Origin of the sequence: Vibrio sp. J1-1 (assembly GCF_021728395.1) — a bacterium.
Taxonomy (GTDB): Bacteria; Pseudomonadota; Gammaproteobacteria; order Enterobacterales; family Vibrionaceae; genus Vibrio.
On sequence record NZ_JAKKCM010000002.1, the window covers coordinates 383,152 to 399,021 of the forward strand.

Here is a 15,870-nt window from a genome sequence, read left to right on the forward strand (position 1 = left end):
GACTAATACCAAAAGTGGTAGGCGACGGTGATTCATGGTCAAGGTTGCATCAAAATAGGTAAATATACATAAAAGGTGGTAGTTTTAAGGGGGATGCCAAGCTACCACTTTGGGGTTATGCATTTGTATAAAGTAATGAAATAAAACAATAAAAAATAGAAATCAATAAAATAATGGTGGTTGGAATGAATTTTGCTCCTAGGTTCTTAAAAGGAAATTTGGAGACTAGTGGGTATGAGCGAAGGATGGATTAAATCAACATGTGCTTATTGTGGCGTCGGGTGTGGTATTGAAGCCAGACCTATGTCTAACGGACTGCTAGAAGTACGTGGCGATAAGGAGCACCCCTCGAACTACGGAAAGTTATGTACTAAAGGCATTGCATTGGGTGACACCGTCATCCATGACGGCCGCTTATTGGCTCCTAAACTGAAAACAGAAGCGGGTGACTGGTGTGATACTGAGTGGGAGGAGGCTCTTTCCCGCGTAGCACAAGGCTTCTCCGATACGATAGAGCAATTTGGTCCCGATTCTGTGGCGTTCTACGTTTCTGGACAACTGTTGACAGAAGACTATTACGTCGCGAATAAACTCATAAAAGGCTTTCTTGGCACCGCGAATATCGACAGTAATTCTCGCTTGTGTATGGCGTCCACGGTTGTCGGGCACAAACGTGCTTTTGGGATGGATACGGTGCCGGTTTGCTACGAGGATCTTGAGAAAACTGACTTGGTTATATTGGTCGGCTCTAATTTGGCCTGGTGCCACCCTGTGCTGTTTCAACGTTTGAGAGCGGCTAAACAGGCCAACGCCAATCTAAAAGTGATTGTCATCGATCCACGCCGCAATGAATCCTGCGAGATTGCAGACCTACATCTAGCGCTTAATCCTGGCTCAGACGTTGCGCTTTTTAATGGTTTATTGGTACACCTTGGTGAACACAACCTAGTTGATCACGCTTTTATTAGCTCATCGACAAACGGCTTTAGTGAGGCATACCAGTCTGCATTAAATGACGCCGAGGTCAGTGAGGTGACGGGCATTGATTTGGTTTCGCTTCAGGAATTCTATGAATGCTTTTCTAAAACAGAAAAAGTCATCACGATTTACTCGCAAGGGGTGAACCAGTCCTCTCAGGGTTCTGACAAAGTAAACAGCATTATTAACTGCCATTTAGCGACAGGAAAGATAGGCAAGGAAGGAGCTGGTCCTTTCTCTGTTACAGGGCAACCAAATGCGATGGGAGGCCGTGAGGTCGGTGCTCTGGCAAATACGCTGACCGCGCACATGGAATTTCATCCTGATGATATCGATTGTGTTGAAGCGTTTTGGCAAACCGACAGATTGGCGAAAAAACCAGGGCTAAAAGCGATTGATATGTTTGATGCCATTCACCGTGGTGAGATAAAAGCAGTGTGGATCATGGCGACAAACCCGATCGTTAGCCTTCCTGACAGCGATAAGATTAAACAAGCTTTGGAAAACTGTCCTTTAGTAGTGGTTTCGGATTGTGTTGAGAACACCGCCACGACAGCATACGCTGATGTTTTACTGCCAGCGCAGGGCTGGAGTGAAAAATCTGGCACTGTGACGAACTCTGAACGTCGAATATCTCGACAACGTAGATTATTAGCCAGTCCTGGCATGGCTAAACCGGATTGGTGGATCATTTCTCAAGTCGCACAACGAATTGGGTTTAAAGATGCGTTTGATTACTTACATGAGGGAGAAATCTTCCGCGAGTATGCTCAACTTACGACCTTAGGTAACTCAGACCGCGGAAGTACAAAAGCGAAACAACGAGATCTCAATTTAGCTGGCCTTGCTGAAATAACCGATTCTGAATACAACTCGCTTACTCCCCAGCAGTGGCCAGTAGAGAAGCAACAACACAAGGTGGTGAATCAGAGAATGTTTGCCGATCAACGATTCTTTACCGAGGATCATCGTGCTAACTTTATCGCGGTAAAACATGTACCACCACTAGCATCAACAACGAAAGTGTTCCCGTTAGTTTTGAATACGGGTCGTTGCCGGGATCAATGGCATACTATGACGCGTACGGGGTTATCGAGTCGTTTAGCAGAGCATGCAAGTGAACCTTACGTTTTGATCCATCCCCAAACAGCCATGCAGTATGGCCTTTCTAATAACGAAATGGTGGTTGTGTTCAATAACAATGGTGAGTGTGTTGTTAAGGTTATTTCCAGTGACACTATGAAGCCGGGCGAACTGTTTGTTCCTATTCACTGGAATGAAATTACAGGCCCGTTAAGTAAGCCTTGCGCTCTGGTTGATTCGCGTACGGACACTTTGTCAGGTCAACCTGAGTTTAAATATACCCCTGTAGATATAAAATCCTATGACTATAAAACCAGTGCTACCGTATTGGTGAGAGAAGCTATTTTGATCAGTAATGTTGGGTACGTCGCCAGACAAAAAATTGATGGTGGCTATCTGTATCGTATTCGTTCGCCGATGGGTATCTCCGAACTGCAAATGAAAATTGAACGACTTTTACCAAGTACGTCGTCTGTTGATAAGATAATTTGCCGAGATGATCCATCAATAAAAGGAATGGCCGCAGTCGTCGATAAAAAAGTTACCTCGTTATATAAATTGACGAAAGACGAGCCACGATCACATGAAGTCCAAGCGTTGAGTGAGTTGTTCAACAACAGCGCTGACGAGGGCTCTTCTCTACATGCTTTAATGGATAACTAGCCAAACTCTCACCCCAACTATAATACCGAGGGTAACATTCTTCTTTCCGTTACCCTTTTCTTATTCTTATACCAACTCACTTAACTCGGGTCCAAAACTGATGGTGTGGGTGAGTTGTCCCTTATCTTATGAAGAATTTAAAAATAGCTCTTGAGTGGGAAGTCTGCACCTATACTTTCAATAGATAGTCATGATGAAGAGGTGACTACCATGGACTTTACAGAAAAACTTAGGCTAAAAGGCAAGGCGGAAGAAGATCTTTATTTTGCGAAATTAGATCGTCAGCTTATCGAAGCGCTGCATGAAAAGCAGAAACAAGAGCAAGCTATTTTGAAGACAGAGGAGCTGGAAGATTCGACCATTCCGGCAACGATGGAAACAAAATAGTAAACGATATACGAACTCAGTATTGATAGTCAGATGCTCGTTGAACCCCACATTGTCATGTTAATTGAGTTGATTGGGGAGAGACGAGTTTTCTGTGAGCGAGTAAACCCAGCACTCAATACTTCGTTTTCTTCAAACTTAAGTAGCCCTCAACCATCAGCACAAAAACAGCGAGCCAAATTGCTATATACGTTGGCCACTCTTTCGTTGTAATGCTCTCACCTAACAAAATCGCGACCACAACTAAAAGAACTGGTTCAACATAGACCAACAGACCAAACAAACTGAGGTTAAGATGCGGCGCAGACAAAGATTGAAATGCCAAGGCTAACGTACTAATTAACCCTAATCCCAGAATTAACCAAAGGAGATCAGAACTTACATTGATCTGTTGAAGAATGTAGCCACTTTCAACAATAAAGTAGAGACTTATTGGCAGGCTCAGCATCATATCGAACCAGACACCACCAATATTATTTGTGTCGGTTTTTTGTCTAAGCCAAAAATAGACTGGGTAACCTAAGCAGACTACCAGTGTAGGCCAAGCTAATGTCTGAGATACCACCATTTGGTTGAGAATACCTAGTATGGCAAAAAAGCACGCCAATTTCTGAAAGCGAGACAATTGATCGTTAAATGCCAAGCGCCCAACCAAAACTAACGTGATAGGCATAATAAAGTAGCCTAGCGACACGGCAAGTCCATAGCCGTTCACTGGTGCCCACAAAAATAGCCATAACTGGATTCCAATTAAAAAAGACGTTAAGAACCGAGTTAATATGAACGTTAAGTTAAATTGCAGTAATCGCTGAAAGATACCCACCACTTGGTGCCAGTTGCCGTTTAGCAAAATGAAACCAGTTAAAAGAGGGAAAGTGATTAAAATACGCCACCCATAAATTTCTTCCCCATCGAGTTCACCGAGTAAAGACGTGTAAGCGAACATAGCAGCGAAGAGGGCCGACCCGATGATATTGAGAGTCACGCCAAAAGGAGTATTGGTTCTAGTGTGCATAATTCTTTTCGAGTGCGATTCAAATTGATGATGATACTTACATAGCACGTGAGTGTGTCTGGCGTATTTACAAGCGGACTTACTCAGGAATGATATTGTTTTACAGCATGATTATTCATTGCGCAATGTGTTGCAAAATTATTGTTGCATTCCCTTGCGTGCGCTAACAGAAATGAAACATTTTCGCACCAAGCATGTGCGTGAGCGCATAAAAAATAGCTAAGGTTCGAGGTTGCTCGTATCTAGATGAGCTAGAAACCTTGAATTTAATGTGTCTACTCCTATTAACCTTAAAATATTATCCCAAACGGTGCTTTGTCGCGGCTCCGCTTTATCGATCTTAACTAGAATTTTACGTTTAATTTTAATTAATTTGCATCATTAATTCTGAAGAATAAATGTATTCGATTACACTCTATTATATTTAATTGTCTTTAATTTATGGTAGATAGAATAATTAAATGTTCATATGATTTTAACTTAACACTGGCAATATACTCGGAATTAAACTAATTAAAATGTAATAAGATTGCCTTTTTGTTAATTAGCTAACCATATGAATTTTATTAACTTAAAGGTCATATTTGAATGCTAATTTAGTTTTAAATATATGAATAATTACTACAAGTAAGTCTTCACGACATTAAACATTCAATCTATAAAACATGGATGAGATACAAGATGAAAAAAACACTGATTACATTATCGGTGGGTCTGGCACTTTCTAACATTGCCAACGCCGAAGTTTTGATTACGGAATATGTTGAAGGAGGCAGCTATAATAAAGCAATAGAGCTGTACAACAATGGCTCGGAAAGTGTTCTGCTCTCTAATTACACGTTGGCACGCTATAAAGACGGTTCTGAAACCCCAACACCAATGGTTAGCTTGACCGGTACATTAGCGCCACAAGAGCTATTGGTCGTGCAAAACAGTCAGGCAGAGCTGTCGCTACCGGCTGATGTCGCCACTATCATTTCTTCTGGCCTGGTACATAATGGTGGTGATGCGGTTGCGCTTCTCAATAACGGTATTGTGGTCGATATTGTTGGTGATGTGCCAACGACCAGTGGTTGGGGGAAAGATATTACTCTACGCCGTATAGGACGTTCGGCGAACACGGTATACGATGAGAGTGACTGGAGTAACTACGCCAAAGATACCTTTGATGGCCTGGGAAACCTGTCTGATGAAACTGTAGATAAGACTATTCCCGACGCGACAGCGACAACCATTATGGAAATACAGGGAGATTCCTGGAGTTCACCTTTAATTGAATCTGGTTATGAATCAGAGGGGTATTACGAAGTTACAGGTATTGTGACGGCTATTCAAACGTCAGCATTAGGGAATGATCTGCCGGTAGGATTCTTCCTGCAAGATCAATATGGGGACGGTAACGAGAATACCTCTGACGCAATTTTCATCAGAGGTGATATTAATGGTATCGAGGTTGGTAATACCGTTACTGTTCAGGGTAAAGCCTATGAAAGCTATGGCTGGACTCAACTGATTGATACGCATATCAATAATGTCGAACCTACCCAAATCGCGATCACTCCAACCCCACTGCGTACTCTGGATACTGATGAAAGTTTCGACTTTACGCTGGAGCGCCATGAGGGCATGTTGATTGAGCTAGACGAAGCAGCTGACATGCATATCACGCGTACGTTCAGCTTTGATTATGATGCTTACCGCTACAATATGATGGCGTCCTATGAGCGGGTTAACCTACATGTGAACCAGCAAAATGTACCGGGTTCAGTCGAAGCATTAGCGCAGGATAATGAGAATAAAGATCGCCGTATCTATATTGAGTCATTCCAAAAAGCGGCCAACGGTGTGGTACCTTGGTACAGTGATTTTCTGACAGAAAGTGCGGTCCCAATGGAAGACGGTACGACGACCAGTGATGATTATATCCGTATCGACGATACTATTAACGGGCTTCAGGGCGTATTGGGGTATTCATACAGTGACTTCCGTCTGTACGTAACCAATCAAGCGACCCAGGACACGTTTATTCATGACAATGACCGTACCACCGCTCCTGACGTTGCCGATGGTGATCTGCGCGTTGCCACTTTCAACGTTCTCAACTACTTTAACTCTCCATTTGGCGGTGCAGAAAACCCTTATGGTAACAACCGTGGTGCTGAAACTTTCGGTGAGTTTGAACGTCAGGGTGACAAAATTGCAAAAGCCATTGTCGCGATGGACGCGGATATCGTTGGCTTGATGGAGATTGAAAACAATGGTTTCGGCGAAGAGTCTGCTGTAGCGCATTTGGTCAATAAAATTAATCTTTTGATTGAAGATGAGTCTGACCAGTATTCGTATGTATCCAGTGATGGTTATGAATACGTAGGTACTGATGCCATCACTAACCAAGTGATATTCAAACCTGCTAAAGTAACACTCGATACGTACCGACTGATCAAAATGCCGGAACAACACGCCACCGAAGGTGAGGATACTGACAACTATCAGAGGGATGCCATAACACCAACTTTCCGTATCAAGGGGAGTGATGAAACCATTACGGTATCTGTTAATCACTTCAAGTCAAAGGGCTCAACCTGTTGGGAAGATGTGAACCTGCAGAACAAACAAGATGTAGATGGGCAGGGCTCATGTGAAAACTTTCGGGTTTCTGCCGCACAACACTTGGGAACTGAGTTGGCTAAAATCGACGGACATAAGCTGATTCTGGGAGACCTGAACTCTTACGCCAGCGAAGACCCGATTTTGTTGCTAACAGAGCTTCCAGAAGGTTACTCGGTGACACCAGCTCGTGATACGTTTATTGGTGATCAAAAAATGGATGGGGCTCAACCTGAAAGCCTCTCACAATCATTTGGCTACAGAAATGTTATCAGAGAATGGCATCCGAACTCATACAGCTATTCGTACAATGACACTTTAGGGAGTCTGGATTATATTCTGTCAGATGCAGAAACGGCAGAAAACAACGTCGTTGCCGCTATCGACTGGAATATTAACTCACCTGAATCAACTTACGTTGACTACTCGACAGAATACTCAGGTGATTTACCGAAATATTCTGATATTTACCGAGCGTCTGATCATGATCCAGCGATCGTCGTGCTTGCATTTGGCAATGATGATAAACATAAGCCTGGAAAGAACCCTAATCATCCTAACAAGCACAACAAACATAAAAATAAACACAACCACCCAAACAACAAAGACAAGCCAAAGAAACCGTGGTTTCAAGGCAATCACTAACAAAATGAGCTTTACTGGAGTTCATCGATTTGAGCAGATATTAGCGGTATGAATAGGGTCGATTGCCGTTCATACCAATAAAGGTGGTACTTAAATCGCAAGCATCCAAGCCCGGCCATGAAGTGTAATGCTCACATGCTGCCGGGCTTTTTCTTTCTTCATATCCTTGCTTCTAGTTCATCATCAGTAACAAGCTAACAGTATTAATTCTAAGAAAAAGGGCTGGTAAACCAGCCCTTTATGATCAAACTTTTGCGAGGATATCGCCGACAACTTTTTCTGGAGGCTGATTGATATCGATATAGATTGCCTCCTGCTCGGTGGGTTCAATCAGGGTATTAAACTGGCTTTCTAGCATCGCTGAACCTTGGAAATAGTGATCTTCTCTGGCTTTTAGACGAGCCCATATCGTGTCAAAATCACCTTTTAAATAGCAGAACGTGAGATCATTACAGCCTGCTCTTAATGTTTCTCTGTACTCTGGTTTTAAGGCAGAGCATGCCAGTACCAAGTTTTCTTGCTCCTGTATTAACGTATTTAAGGTTAACAGCCACTCTTTTCTGTCTTCATCGGTAAGAGGGATGCCATTCCTCATTTTTTCAACGTTCTCCGTTGGATGGTAATCATCACCATCGAAAAAAGGGATGTTCAGAGATTTTGCCAGCGAGTCACCGATAGAAGATTTACCGCACCCAGAAACACCCATAACGACATATTTTTTATTCATAGTATCAACTCATAATTAGGCTTAATGGGCAGATTTATCGCCACCATAATGCAAGCTCAGGGAATACAATCACGAGAGCAAGAACACAAACTTGTAGTGCTATAAACGGAAGTAGTGCAGTGAATATTTCACCAAGGCTAATGTCTTTAGGCGCAACAGACTTAAGATAAAATGCGGCTGGACCAAAAGGTGGCGACAAGAACGCGACCTGCATATTCAGACAGAACACCACACCAAACCAGATTGGGTCCATCCCAAGGCCGGTAATAATTGGCACGAAAATCGGCATGGTAAGCAATGCAACGCCTACCCAGTCAAGGAACATGCCCAGAACAAACAGGATTGCCATCATAATAAGCAGGGTAGACATTGCGTTACCGCCACTTGCCGCAAGAATGGTTTCCTCAACAAAATCGATACCACCCATCAGGTTATAAACGCCAACCAATGCTGAAGCGCCGATACCGATCCACATGATCATGCCGCAGGTACGCATGGTTGCGATGGAAGACTCTTTGACCATTTTCCAATTTAGCTCTTTGCGAATCGCAGCGCTGATAGCAATACCAACCACACCCAACGCAGAAGCTTCGGTAACTGATGCGATACCGGTGTAAATACTTCCTAGAACCGTCGCAACCGATAGCAGAGGGAAGAACAGCGCTTTGAAGTAGCTAGGGTGATCTTCAGCATCTTTAGCCAGATCTTCTTCTGATGGCAGTGGTGCAAGGGCTGGATTAAGCTTACAGCGAATGAGTACGTAAGCCATGTAAAACATAGCGAGAATGAATGCCGGTAAGAATGCCGCTTTAAATAGCTCGCCAATCGATACTGACGCCGATAAACCATAAATAATCAGTACGATACTTGGTGGAAGCATAGTACCTAACGCACCACCAGCACACGTTGTACCAATTGCTAGCTTCCGGTCATAACCAAGTCTTAGCATTTGTGGCAGTGCAAGAATACCGAGTAGCACTGTTTCGCCACCGATAACGCCCGACATAGATGCAAGAATCACCGCAACAAGCAGAGTTTGAACCGCAACCCCACCGCGCACTTTACGGCCAACACTCTTCATTGCATCGAACAAGTCTCTGGCAATTCCTGAGCGGTCGAGTAATGCAGCCATCAGTACAAACATTGGTACCGCGAGGAACACGTAACCACTGACGAAGCTAAAAATACGGCTCGTAATAAGTGGCAGCGCATCGACGCCAAACCAACCTAAGGTAAAGATCAGTGCGACTAGACCTGTAACGAAAGCGAGTTGCATGCCAGTCAACAATAGACCAATCATTAACGCAAGCATCAACAAGCTACCATACTCGATGCCAATTGATGACAAGTTCGATGTGAAGGTTTGCACACCAACCCATCCTAAAGCAGCCGCTAAGGTCAGAAGGCCGATGACAAGGAACACTGGTTTGTAGCTCCCAACAGAAGGTTTTGTAGAAGATAAGTTATTCATCGCCTTCGTCCCTTAGTTGTTGAATTTCTTTAATAAAATGCAAAATGAATTGAATAAACATCAGGCAAACGGTAAATAGAATGATGCCTTTAAGCAGGGCAGGAAATGGAGGATTCCAAGCGGAGCCCGAGGTTTCTAACCTCAATCCGCCCCAAGGTGCAAACCAAGAGTTAGCAACAGTTTGCCACGCGGCATAAATCAATAACCCGCTAAACAGCAACCCTGCTAGGTGGTGAAAGACATTCAGGTAACGCTTTGTCTTTGGTGATACCGCATCGTAAACGAGAACGACCCTTACATGTTTGTCGGTTGCGAGAGCGTAGGCCCCGCCGATCACAAACAGTGCTCCACCAATAAAGGAGGCGGTTTCGTGTACCCACATGGTTGGTGAGTTAAACAAATAGCGGCTTGCTACTTCGTAAAATGAAATGATGACGGTGGCAACAAACAATAAACTAAACAGTTCACTGATTTTGGTTATTGCTTTATCGAGAACATTCTGGGGCATTTCAGCCGCGAGATTTGTGTCTGGTTCTTTCATATGTCTAATTCCAAATGAAAAAGGGAGGAGTAAACCTCCCTTTTTTTAACAACTTATAGAAGACCTGAGTCTTTTAGGTAAGTCGTAATAGAATCGTAAACTTTTTTCGCATTAGGAGAGAGCTCAGCATATTTTTCCCACTCGCCCATCGCTATCAGACGGAACCTCTTACGCTCTTCTTCTGACCAGTCGTGAATGGTAATGTTAGGGTTCGCTTCCGCTTCTTTAACGGCTTTCTGATCTGCGATACGCAGTTGAGTCGTAATATCTTCAGCAAAGTCACGAACCGATACTGTCATGATCTCTTGAAGATCGGCTGGTAGTTTGTCCCACTTTTTCTGACTCATTGAGATATCAATCGTTGGCAGTGAGTGGAAGCCCGGTTGAACAGGGTGAGTGGCGATATCGTTCATGCCTGCTTGATGGTTAGTAGAGAAAACGGTGTAGTCAGCAGCATCAATAACGCCTTTACTCAAACCAGTAAAGACTTCTGAACCAGGTAGGTTTACGGGGGTTGCACCTGCGGCCGCAAAAACTTGTTGAACCAGACCCTCCGGAGCACGAAGCTTAAGACCTTTTAGATCATCAACGCCATTTAGTGGCACTTTAGATACAAACGATTCTACGCCTGTTGTTGAACCGCCAATATATTTCACGCCGTAAGGCGCGTAGAGCTCAGTCATCAACTCATAACCACCGCCGTAGTTAATGTATTGAAGTAGTTGGCGAGTGTCTGACCATGCACCAACCATATTACCAATCAGACCAAAAGCAGGGTCCTGACCAGTGAAGTAACCTGTAGCGGTAATATGACCATCGATGATGCCCATTTTGATAGCACCCAAGGTTTCGGTGTGTTTAACCACGGCACCAACAGGTAATAAGTCGATTTCAATACGACCACCAGACATTTGCTCTACGCGTTCAGTCCATTCTTTTTGAACCTGAAAGTTCTTGTCACCAGACGGATCACTGGATTGAAACTTAAAGTTAAAGTCAGCAGCGAAAGCGGAAGTGGATAGCAACGCTAGTGAGATAGCTGAGGTTAGGGATTTTTGTATGATGCTCATTCATTCGTCCTTTAATTTATTATCGGATCTACTTGTATTCCTACTACGCCCGAATGTTACCGGGAACATTGGCTAAGTTACCGGTAACATGAGGCGAAATCTAGGAGTTTGATCACGTTCTATAACATCTTTAATTAGTTTCTAACATGAATGAGAAGTCTGTTATGAATAGGGATTTATATCTTTTCGGCGGAATTCTTCACACTGAGATAGACTTTGCTATTTGTTTCAGTTATATCTCGTAATTCCGTTCGATGTCATTTGGTAAAAGGGTTGATCGTCATGTTGGAGATGTTTGGCGTAATTAATATATGGACGTATTTGGTCGGTCTGACCATGATCATTCTTGCTCCGGGTCCAAACTCTCTCTATGTGTTGAAATCTAGCTCATCGCTGGGTGTTAAGGCGGGTTATAAAGCAGCTTCTGGTGTGCTTATTGGTGACGCAGTTTTAATTTTGCTCTCTTACCTAGGTGTTGCTTCGTTAATTCAAACTTCTCCCGTCTTGTTCACGATTATTCGCTACTTGGGTGCCGCATACTTGCTGTATTTAGGGGTGAAAATCGTTCATCAGTTAATGAGCAAAAGTGATGATGGTGAATCAGACGTCGCTCGCCCTAAGAAACGCGAAAATGTGTTTGCTAAGTCGCTGACGTTAAGTCTGACCAATCCAAAAGCAATCCTGTTTTACGTCTCTTTCTTTATACAGTTTATTGATTATACGTATGAACACACGTGGATTTCATACTTGATCCTAGCGTTTATCTTAGAAGTCTTTAGCATCATTTATTTGAGTACGCTGATCTTTCTGGGATCATCATTAACCCAATTATTCAAAGATAATAAAGTGTTAGCAAAGTTAGGCAACGGGTTACTTGGTATGTTCTTTATGGGCTTTGCGGCACGACTAGCGAGTCTGAGTTGAGTTTTAATTGATGCATAACCTGTTGCTCCCAGAGCTATCTGATGAGCTTGTCTAGACGTAGAGACTAGTGGCTAGTTGAATAAAAAGTGGGGGAGATTCTAACTCCTCCACTTTTTTGATGCTCAAACGACCTAATGGGTCATGTGTTTTCCAGCTTTAGTGGCGGCGAGTTACCCAGATATTATCGTTTAAAACGGGCTCGTGAAGAGCGTTCTTTATGCGCTGAAGCGGCTTTAGCCTGCGATTTTAAGATCGACTCAACCGTAAGTTCCATTGGCTCTTTAGGTTTAAGTCCGTGTGGAAACGTACGGGAACGTGGCGGCAGATCGAACTCTTCACTTGACGCTCTCGGCATACGCTTAAAGCGGTACAAATAAAAGTTTTCTAGCTTCTCTCTCGCCCAATCTGTTTTCTTTAAATACTTCACGCTACTTGCGACTGAGGGATTTGTATGAAAACAATTAAATCGCATTGCTGCATCTAAGATATCCCATCCATAAAAGTCCGCTAGTTCTGCGATCATCGTCTCTAGTTTAAGACCATGGAGAGGGTTGTTTTTTTGAAGTTCAATTCTTTCTTCATCAGTCATGATCTGTACCTCAGGGGCTCGTGTTTAAATATAGGCATAATACCAATTCCCACAATAATCTGACCGTTTACTCATCAAGATTGGGGTTTTGTATGGGTATGACATTTAATAGCTTAAAAGCGTGAAAGAAGCTCGCTATAAAGCAAAATCAATAGAAGAAAGGGGATCAGATAAAGAGAATTGGGGGGTCTTAAAGGGGAAGATATTAATGAAATCAGATAGAAGTGACGCAAGCCGTAGTTTCCTACAGCTTGCGTCTACTTAAAATCTTATGCTACTTCAACGTTAGCAGCTTGAAGACCTTTTTGGCCTTGCTCTACTTCGAAAGTCACTTTTTGACCTTCAGCTAGAGTTTTGAAACCGTCAGAAGCGATTGCACGGAAATGAACGAATACGTCTGCGCCGCCGTTGTCTTGAGTTAGGAAACCAAAACCTTTAGTTTCGTTGAACCATTTTACAGAACCAGTTGTTTTATTAGACATAATATGTCCCTTATATAAATTGAAAAAATTAATTATTTGAATGCGCTAGTAGCTTGAATTATTTAATGTATCTTTGAAGCTAAGGGAAACACTGAGGATAACAACAGGTGAATTCTAAGGGTTTTACTTTTACTACGTGATGTCTCATTTAATAACTCTGAACAACAGAGCGACGCCATTATTGTCTTTTAGCACTCACATGTAAAGGATTATTTTCGTTTATTTTTTTGGGGGGGGAATTACACGTTTCTGAGTACGCCTTTGGTGCACAATTCGATGAAGCTAAATCACAAGCTTACAACCGAGCGGCTATAGCAGTTACTCATCATAGTCCTATGACGACTCCTCGATAGTTTATCTTTGCGCTGCGATTCTACTAATAGGCTTGATCAATAGAATGCCAGAGGAGCAGTTTGTCCGTTCCTTTATCGCAGGATGTAAAGATATGATAGGTGTTGCTCTAGTCATTGCAGTGGCTTAAAGGCATCAACGTTATCATGAACGATGCAAATATCACTGATACAATGTTAAGTTGGGCGGAAGCTATGGTCGTTGGACTCGATAGTGGTGTATTTGCAGTCGTTACGCACATTGCACATATTGTTCTTGCATTCTTTATTGCTTCTAGTTCTGGCCTCGCGATTTTTTCAATGCCTTTAATGGGGCCAATGAGCGATTTTGCATCGGTTGATAAGGATATAGTTGTCATCGCTTATCAAATTGGTTCTGGCTGGATCAACTTATTCGCTTCTACCGCTGCGACAGTTGTGTATTGCTAATGTTCCTTATAGCCGCTTCTTAAAGTGGGTTATTCCTTATATTACTGCCGTCTTTGTTGGCTCTTGCATTGAAAAGGTAGGTATTAGCAAGAAGCTGCTCTTCTAAAAAATCGAGTGCTAGACAACCGAAAACAGGGAACCTCTATTTGGTAGGGCTTTCTGAGGTTTTTAAAGAGGTTGCGGCTTAGTCTACTGAATTAGGCGCAATAATATACGTTTAAATTAGTGCCAAAAACTCTTCCAATTGTAATCGTAGTCATTATTTAATGTGAATGCATGTAATCTAGTTAATTGTCATTGTGATCAACGTCACGCGTTAACTGTTGTTAATTATTGGTAAATATCCATATAAATAAAGCGACTATTGCGGAAGGCATATTTTTATTTTCTTTAACGTATGGCTGGATAATATTGTTATATATTGAAAATGAAAACCATTATCAATTCTAAAATATATACATAACCTTATTAAAAGTATGATTATAAGTTATATTGATACTTTGGTTATTTTTCCATGTTCTGTTTTAAATGTGTGTTTAATACTCAAGAAGCATTGCTATTACGTGCTAGATTAAGCATCGGGTTGAAGTGTTTTGTAAATTCTCCAAATTGTCCTAAGTTGTTGATTTAAATAGGTGGATATTTTATTTTGTGGTCTTTTTAGATGTAAGTAAGCCAAGGGCTGATTTAAAGTAATTATGTCTTACCCGCCTAATTTATTTGTTTTTTAAATTAACATCTTGTTTGATTTTATATTTTTCAATCTTCCTGGCTAGAAGTGGGTTAAATTATCCATAAGAAAAGTAGAGTTATTATTTTGTTGAGGGTGAAGTTATAATTTAATTGCTTTTTGTTTTTTACTTGTCATATATTTTTTCTTGATTATTATTAGATCGTGCTATTTATTATTATACAGGGAAATCGTATAAATAATGGTCGAGTTAAGTAATTAGTTGATATGTCTGTTTATGTGTAGACAACACCCTCAACTAAATCTTTGGCTCGAAAATAATGTAAGGAACACAAAAACAATGAATACGATTCAACGAGCATGTCTGTTGGCCACAACCTCCGCACTACTCGCTTGTACTACTAAGGGTGATCTATTAGTCGGAGAACAAACAGCAACTTCTTATCAAATAGGAAATGATTTAACGTCAGAAGTTGTTTTCTATAATGCAGGCCTGAAAGATGAACAGTCGAAGGCAATGGTTATTTTCTCCAATGGTTCTGTTATGGCTGGTTTGCAGCCATCTCAATATGCTGTACTGCCTGTGTGTAAGGGGAACCAGTCATTCCAAGTCACACGAGGTGGGGTAGGAGGTGCTGTTAACGTGAATATTTCCGCACAGTCGTTGCAGTACGTTAAGTTATTTCCGTATTCAACCCCATCCGGAATCCGTTATGAACAGTCCAGTGTTACATCTATTAATGATGCCTTAAAAGAGTCGCGCTCTAGATCAAAAAGCTTCCTCGTACCACGTCATCAGTTAAATTGTGAGACCTCAGAGCCTGTGGAATTCAATCTTAGCTCGGAGTCATTCTTTGAATTCGGTGGTGCTCAATTAATGGACGTTGTTCAGAGTGACACGTTGCAGAAGGTTATCGACTTTATTGATACTCATGAAGACAAGGGATTAAAGATTACTGTCTCTGGCTATACCGATCATATTGGCACGAAAGATTTCAATCAGAAGTTGTCAGAAGAACGAGCACAAACAGTTGCTGATTATATCATTAGCCGTGGCTATGGTGGGCCGATACACGCCTTCGGATTTGGTCCGAGTGAGCCTGTTGTAACGTGCTCAAGTACTCTTGCCCGAGAAGAGCTCATCCGCTGCTTACAGCCTAATCGTCGCGTTACCGTCAGGATTTGGCAAAGTGGCTAATTATGATTCTATACATTCGG

13 protein-coding genes are annotated in these 15,870 nt (G+C 42.2%); 6 read left to right on the forward strand and 7 right to left on the reverse strand.

Annotation, left to right across the window (positions count from 1 at the left end; translation table 11 throughout):
• Positions 1-234: 234 nt before the first annotated feature.
• Positions 235-2,724 (forward strand): nitrate reductase, encoded by a 2,490-nt coding sequence (locus L3V31_RS04400; RefSeq protein ID WP_237314905.1) that lies wholly within the window; start codon positions 235-237, stop codon positions 2,722-2,724.
• Between the two features lie 210 nt (positions 2,725-2,934).
• A complete protein-coding gene (locus L3V31_RS04405; RefSeq protein WP_237314906.1) occupies positions 2,935-3,111 on the forward strand; it encodes a hypothetical protein in 177 nt (58 codons plus the stop codon).
• A gap of 115 nt (positions 3,112-3,226) precedes the next feature.
• On the opposite strand, the gene rarD is transcribed toward L3V31_RS04405, so the two are convergent.
• Entirely contained in the window at positions 3,227-4,126 is a 900-nt protein-coding gene (rarD, locus tag L3V31_RS04410) for an EamA family transporter RarD (protein ID WP_237314907.1), read from the reverse strand.
• 681 nt (positions 4,127-4,807) lie between these two features.
• Between rarD and L3V31_RS04415 the strand changes: the two genes are divergently transcribed.
• Entirely contained in the window at positions 4,808-7,378 is a 2,571-nt protein-coding gene (locus L3V31_RS04415; protein ID WP_237314908.1) for an ExeM/NucH family extracellular endonuclease, read from the forward strand.
• A gap of 244 nt (positions 7,379-7,622) precedes the next feature.
• On the opposite strand, the gene L3V31_RS04420 is transcribed toward L3V31_RS04415, so the two are convergent.
• The 4 genes from L3V31_RS04420 to L3V31_RS04435 form a co-directional block, all read right to left on the reverse strand.
• Positions 7,623-8,105, reverse strand: coding sequence for a gluconokinase (locus L3V31_RS04420; protein WP_237314909.1), 483 nt, complete (start codon positions 8,103-8,105; stop codon positions 7,623-7,625).
• Positions 8,106-8,139: 34 nt separating this feature from the next.
• Positions 8,140-9,417, reverse strand: coding sequence for a TRAP transporter large permease subunit (locus L3V31_RS04425; RefSeq protein ID WP_237315005.1), 1,278 nt, complete (start codon positions 9,415-9,417; stop codon positions 8,140-8,142).
• Between the two features lie 151 nt (positions 9,418-9,568).
• Complete coding sequence (locus L3V31_RS04430; RefSeq protein WP_237314910.1) at positions 9,569-10,117, reverse strand: TRAP transporter small permease subunit; 549 nt, start codon at positions 10,115-10,117, stop codon at positions 9,569-9,571.
• Positions 10,118-10,170: 53 nt separating this feature from the next.
• Positions 10,171-11,187, reverse strand: coding sequence for a TRAP transporter substrate-binding protein (locus L3V31_RS04435; protein ID WP_237314911.1), 1,017 nt, complete (start codon positions 11,185-11,187; stop codon positions 10,171-10,173).
• A 282-nt stretch (positions 11,188-11,469) separates the two neighbouring features.
• Between L3V31_RS04435 and leuE the strand changes: the two genes are divergently transcribed.
• Positions 11,470-12,111, forward strand: a complete 642-nt coding sequence (gene leuE / locus L3V31_RS04440; RefSeq protein WP_237314912.1) for a leucine efflux protein LeuE — start codon at positions 11,470-11,472, stop codon at positions 12,109-12,111.
• A 181-nt stretch (positions 12,112-12,292) separates the two neighbouring features.
• On the opposite strand, the gene L3V31_RS04445 is transcribed toward leuE, so the two are convergent.
• Positions 12,293-12,700: a VF530 family DNA-binding protein gene (locus tag L3V31_RS04445; protein ID WP_237314913.1), complete on the reverse strand. Its 408-nt coding sequence runs from the start codon at positions 12,698-12,700 to the stop codon at positions 12,293-12,295.
• Between the two features lie 269 nt (positions 12,701-12,969).
• Positions 12,970-13,182, reverse strand: coding sequence for a cold-shock protein (locus L3V31_RS04450; RefSeq protein WP_237314914.1), 213 nt, complete (start codon positions 13,180-13,182; stop codon positions 12,970-12,972).
• A gap of 467 nt (positions 13,183-13,649) precedes the next feature.
• On the opposite strand from L3V31_RS04450, the gene L3V31_RS04455 reads away from it, so the two are divergent.
• Together L3V31_RS04455 and L3V31_RS04460 are read left to right on the forward strand one after the other, a co-directional pair.
• The gene (locus L3V31_RS04455) at positions 13,650-13,961 is read left to right on the forward strand and encodes a hypothetical protein (protein ID WP_267135884.1); all 312 of its coding nucleotides are present in this window, start codon (positions 13,650-13,652) and stop codon (positions 13,959-13,961) included.
• A gap of 1,058 nt (positions 13,962-15,019) precedes the next feature.
• Positions 15,020-15,850, forward strand: coding sequence for an OmpA family protein (locus tag L3V31_RS04460; RefSeq protein ID WP_237314916.1), 831 nt, complete (start codon positions 15,020-15,022; stop codon positions 15,848-15,850).
• The last annotated feature ends 20 nt before the right edge of the window (positions 15,851-15,870 follow it).

Bases quoted from the DNA above. Each gene is read 5' to 3' on its own strand.
- L3V31_RS04400 (WP_237314905.1), top strand. From the start codon at position 235: ATGAGCGAAGGATGGATTAAATCAACATGTGCTTATTGTGGCGTCGGG.
- L3V31_RS04415 (WP_237314908.1), top strand. From the start codon at position 4,808: ATGAAAAAAACACTGATTACATTATCGGTGGGTCTGGCACTTTCTAAC.
- L3V31_RS04435 (WP_237314911.1), bottom strand. From the start codon at position 11,187: ATGAGCATCATACAAAAATCCCTAACCTCAGCTATCTCACTAGCGTTG.
- L3V31_RS04405 (WP_237314906.1), top strand. From the start codon at position 2,935: ATGGACTTTACAGAAAAACTTAGGCTAAAAGGCAAGGCGGAAGAAGAT.
- L3V31_RS04450 (WP_237314914.1), bottom strand. From the start codon at position 13,182: ATGTCTAATAAAACAACTGGTTCTGTAAAATGGTTCAACGAAACTAAA.
- L3V31_RS04445 (WP_237314913.1), bottom strand. From the start codon at position 12,700: ATGACTGATGAAGAAAGAATTGAACTTCAAAAAAACAACCCTCTCCAT.
- L3V31_RS04420 (WP_237314909.1), bottom strand. From the start codon at position 8,105: ATGAATAAAAAATATGTCGTTATGGGTGTTTCTGGGTGCGGTAAATCT.
- leuE (WP_237314912.1), top strand. From the start codon at position 11,470: ATGTTGGAGATGTTTGGCGTAATTAATATATGGACGTATTTGGTCGGT.
- rarD (WP_237314907.1), bottom strand. From the start codon at position 4,126: ATGCACACTAGAACCAATACTCCTTTTGGCGTGACTCTCAATATCATC.
- L3V31_RS04430 (WP_237314910.1), bottom strand. From the start codon at position 10,117: ATGAAAGAACCAGACACAAATCTCGCGGCTGAAATGCCCCAGAATGTT.
- L3V31_RS04425 (WP_237315005.1), bottom strand. From the start codon at position 9,417: ATGCTTGCGTTAATGATTGGTCTATTGTTGACTGGCATGCAACTCGCT.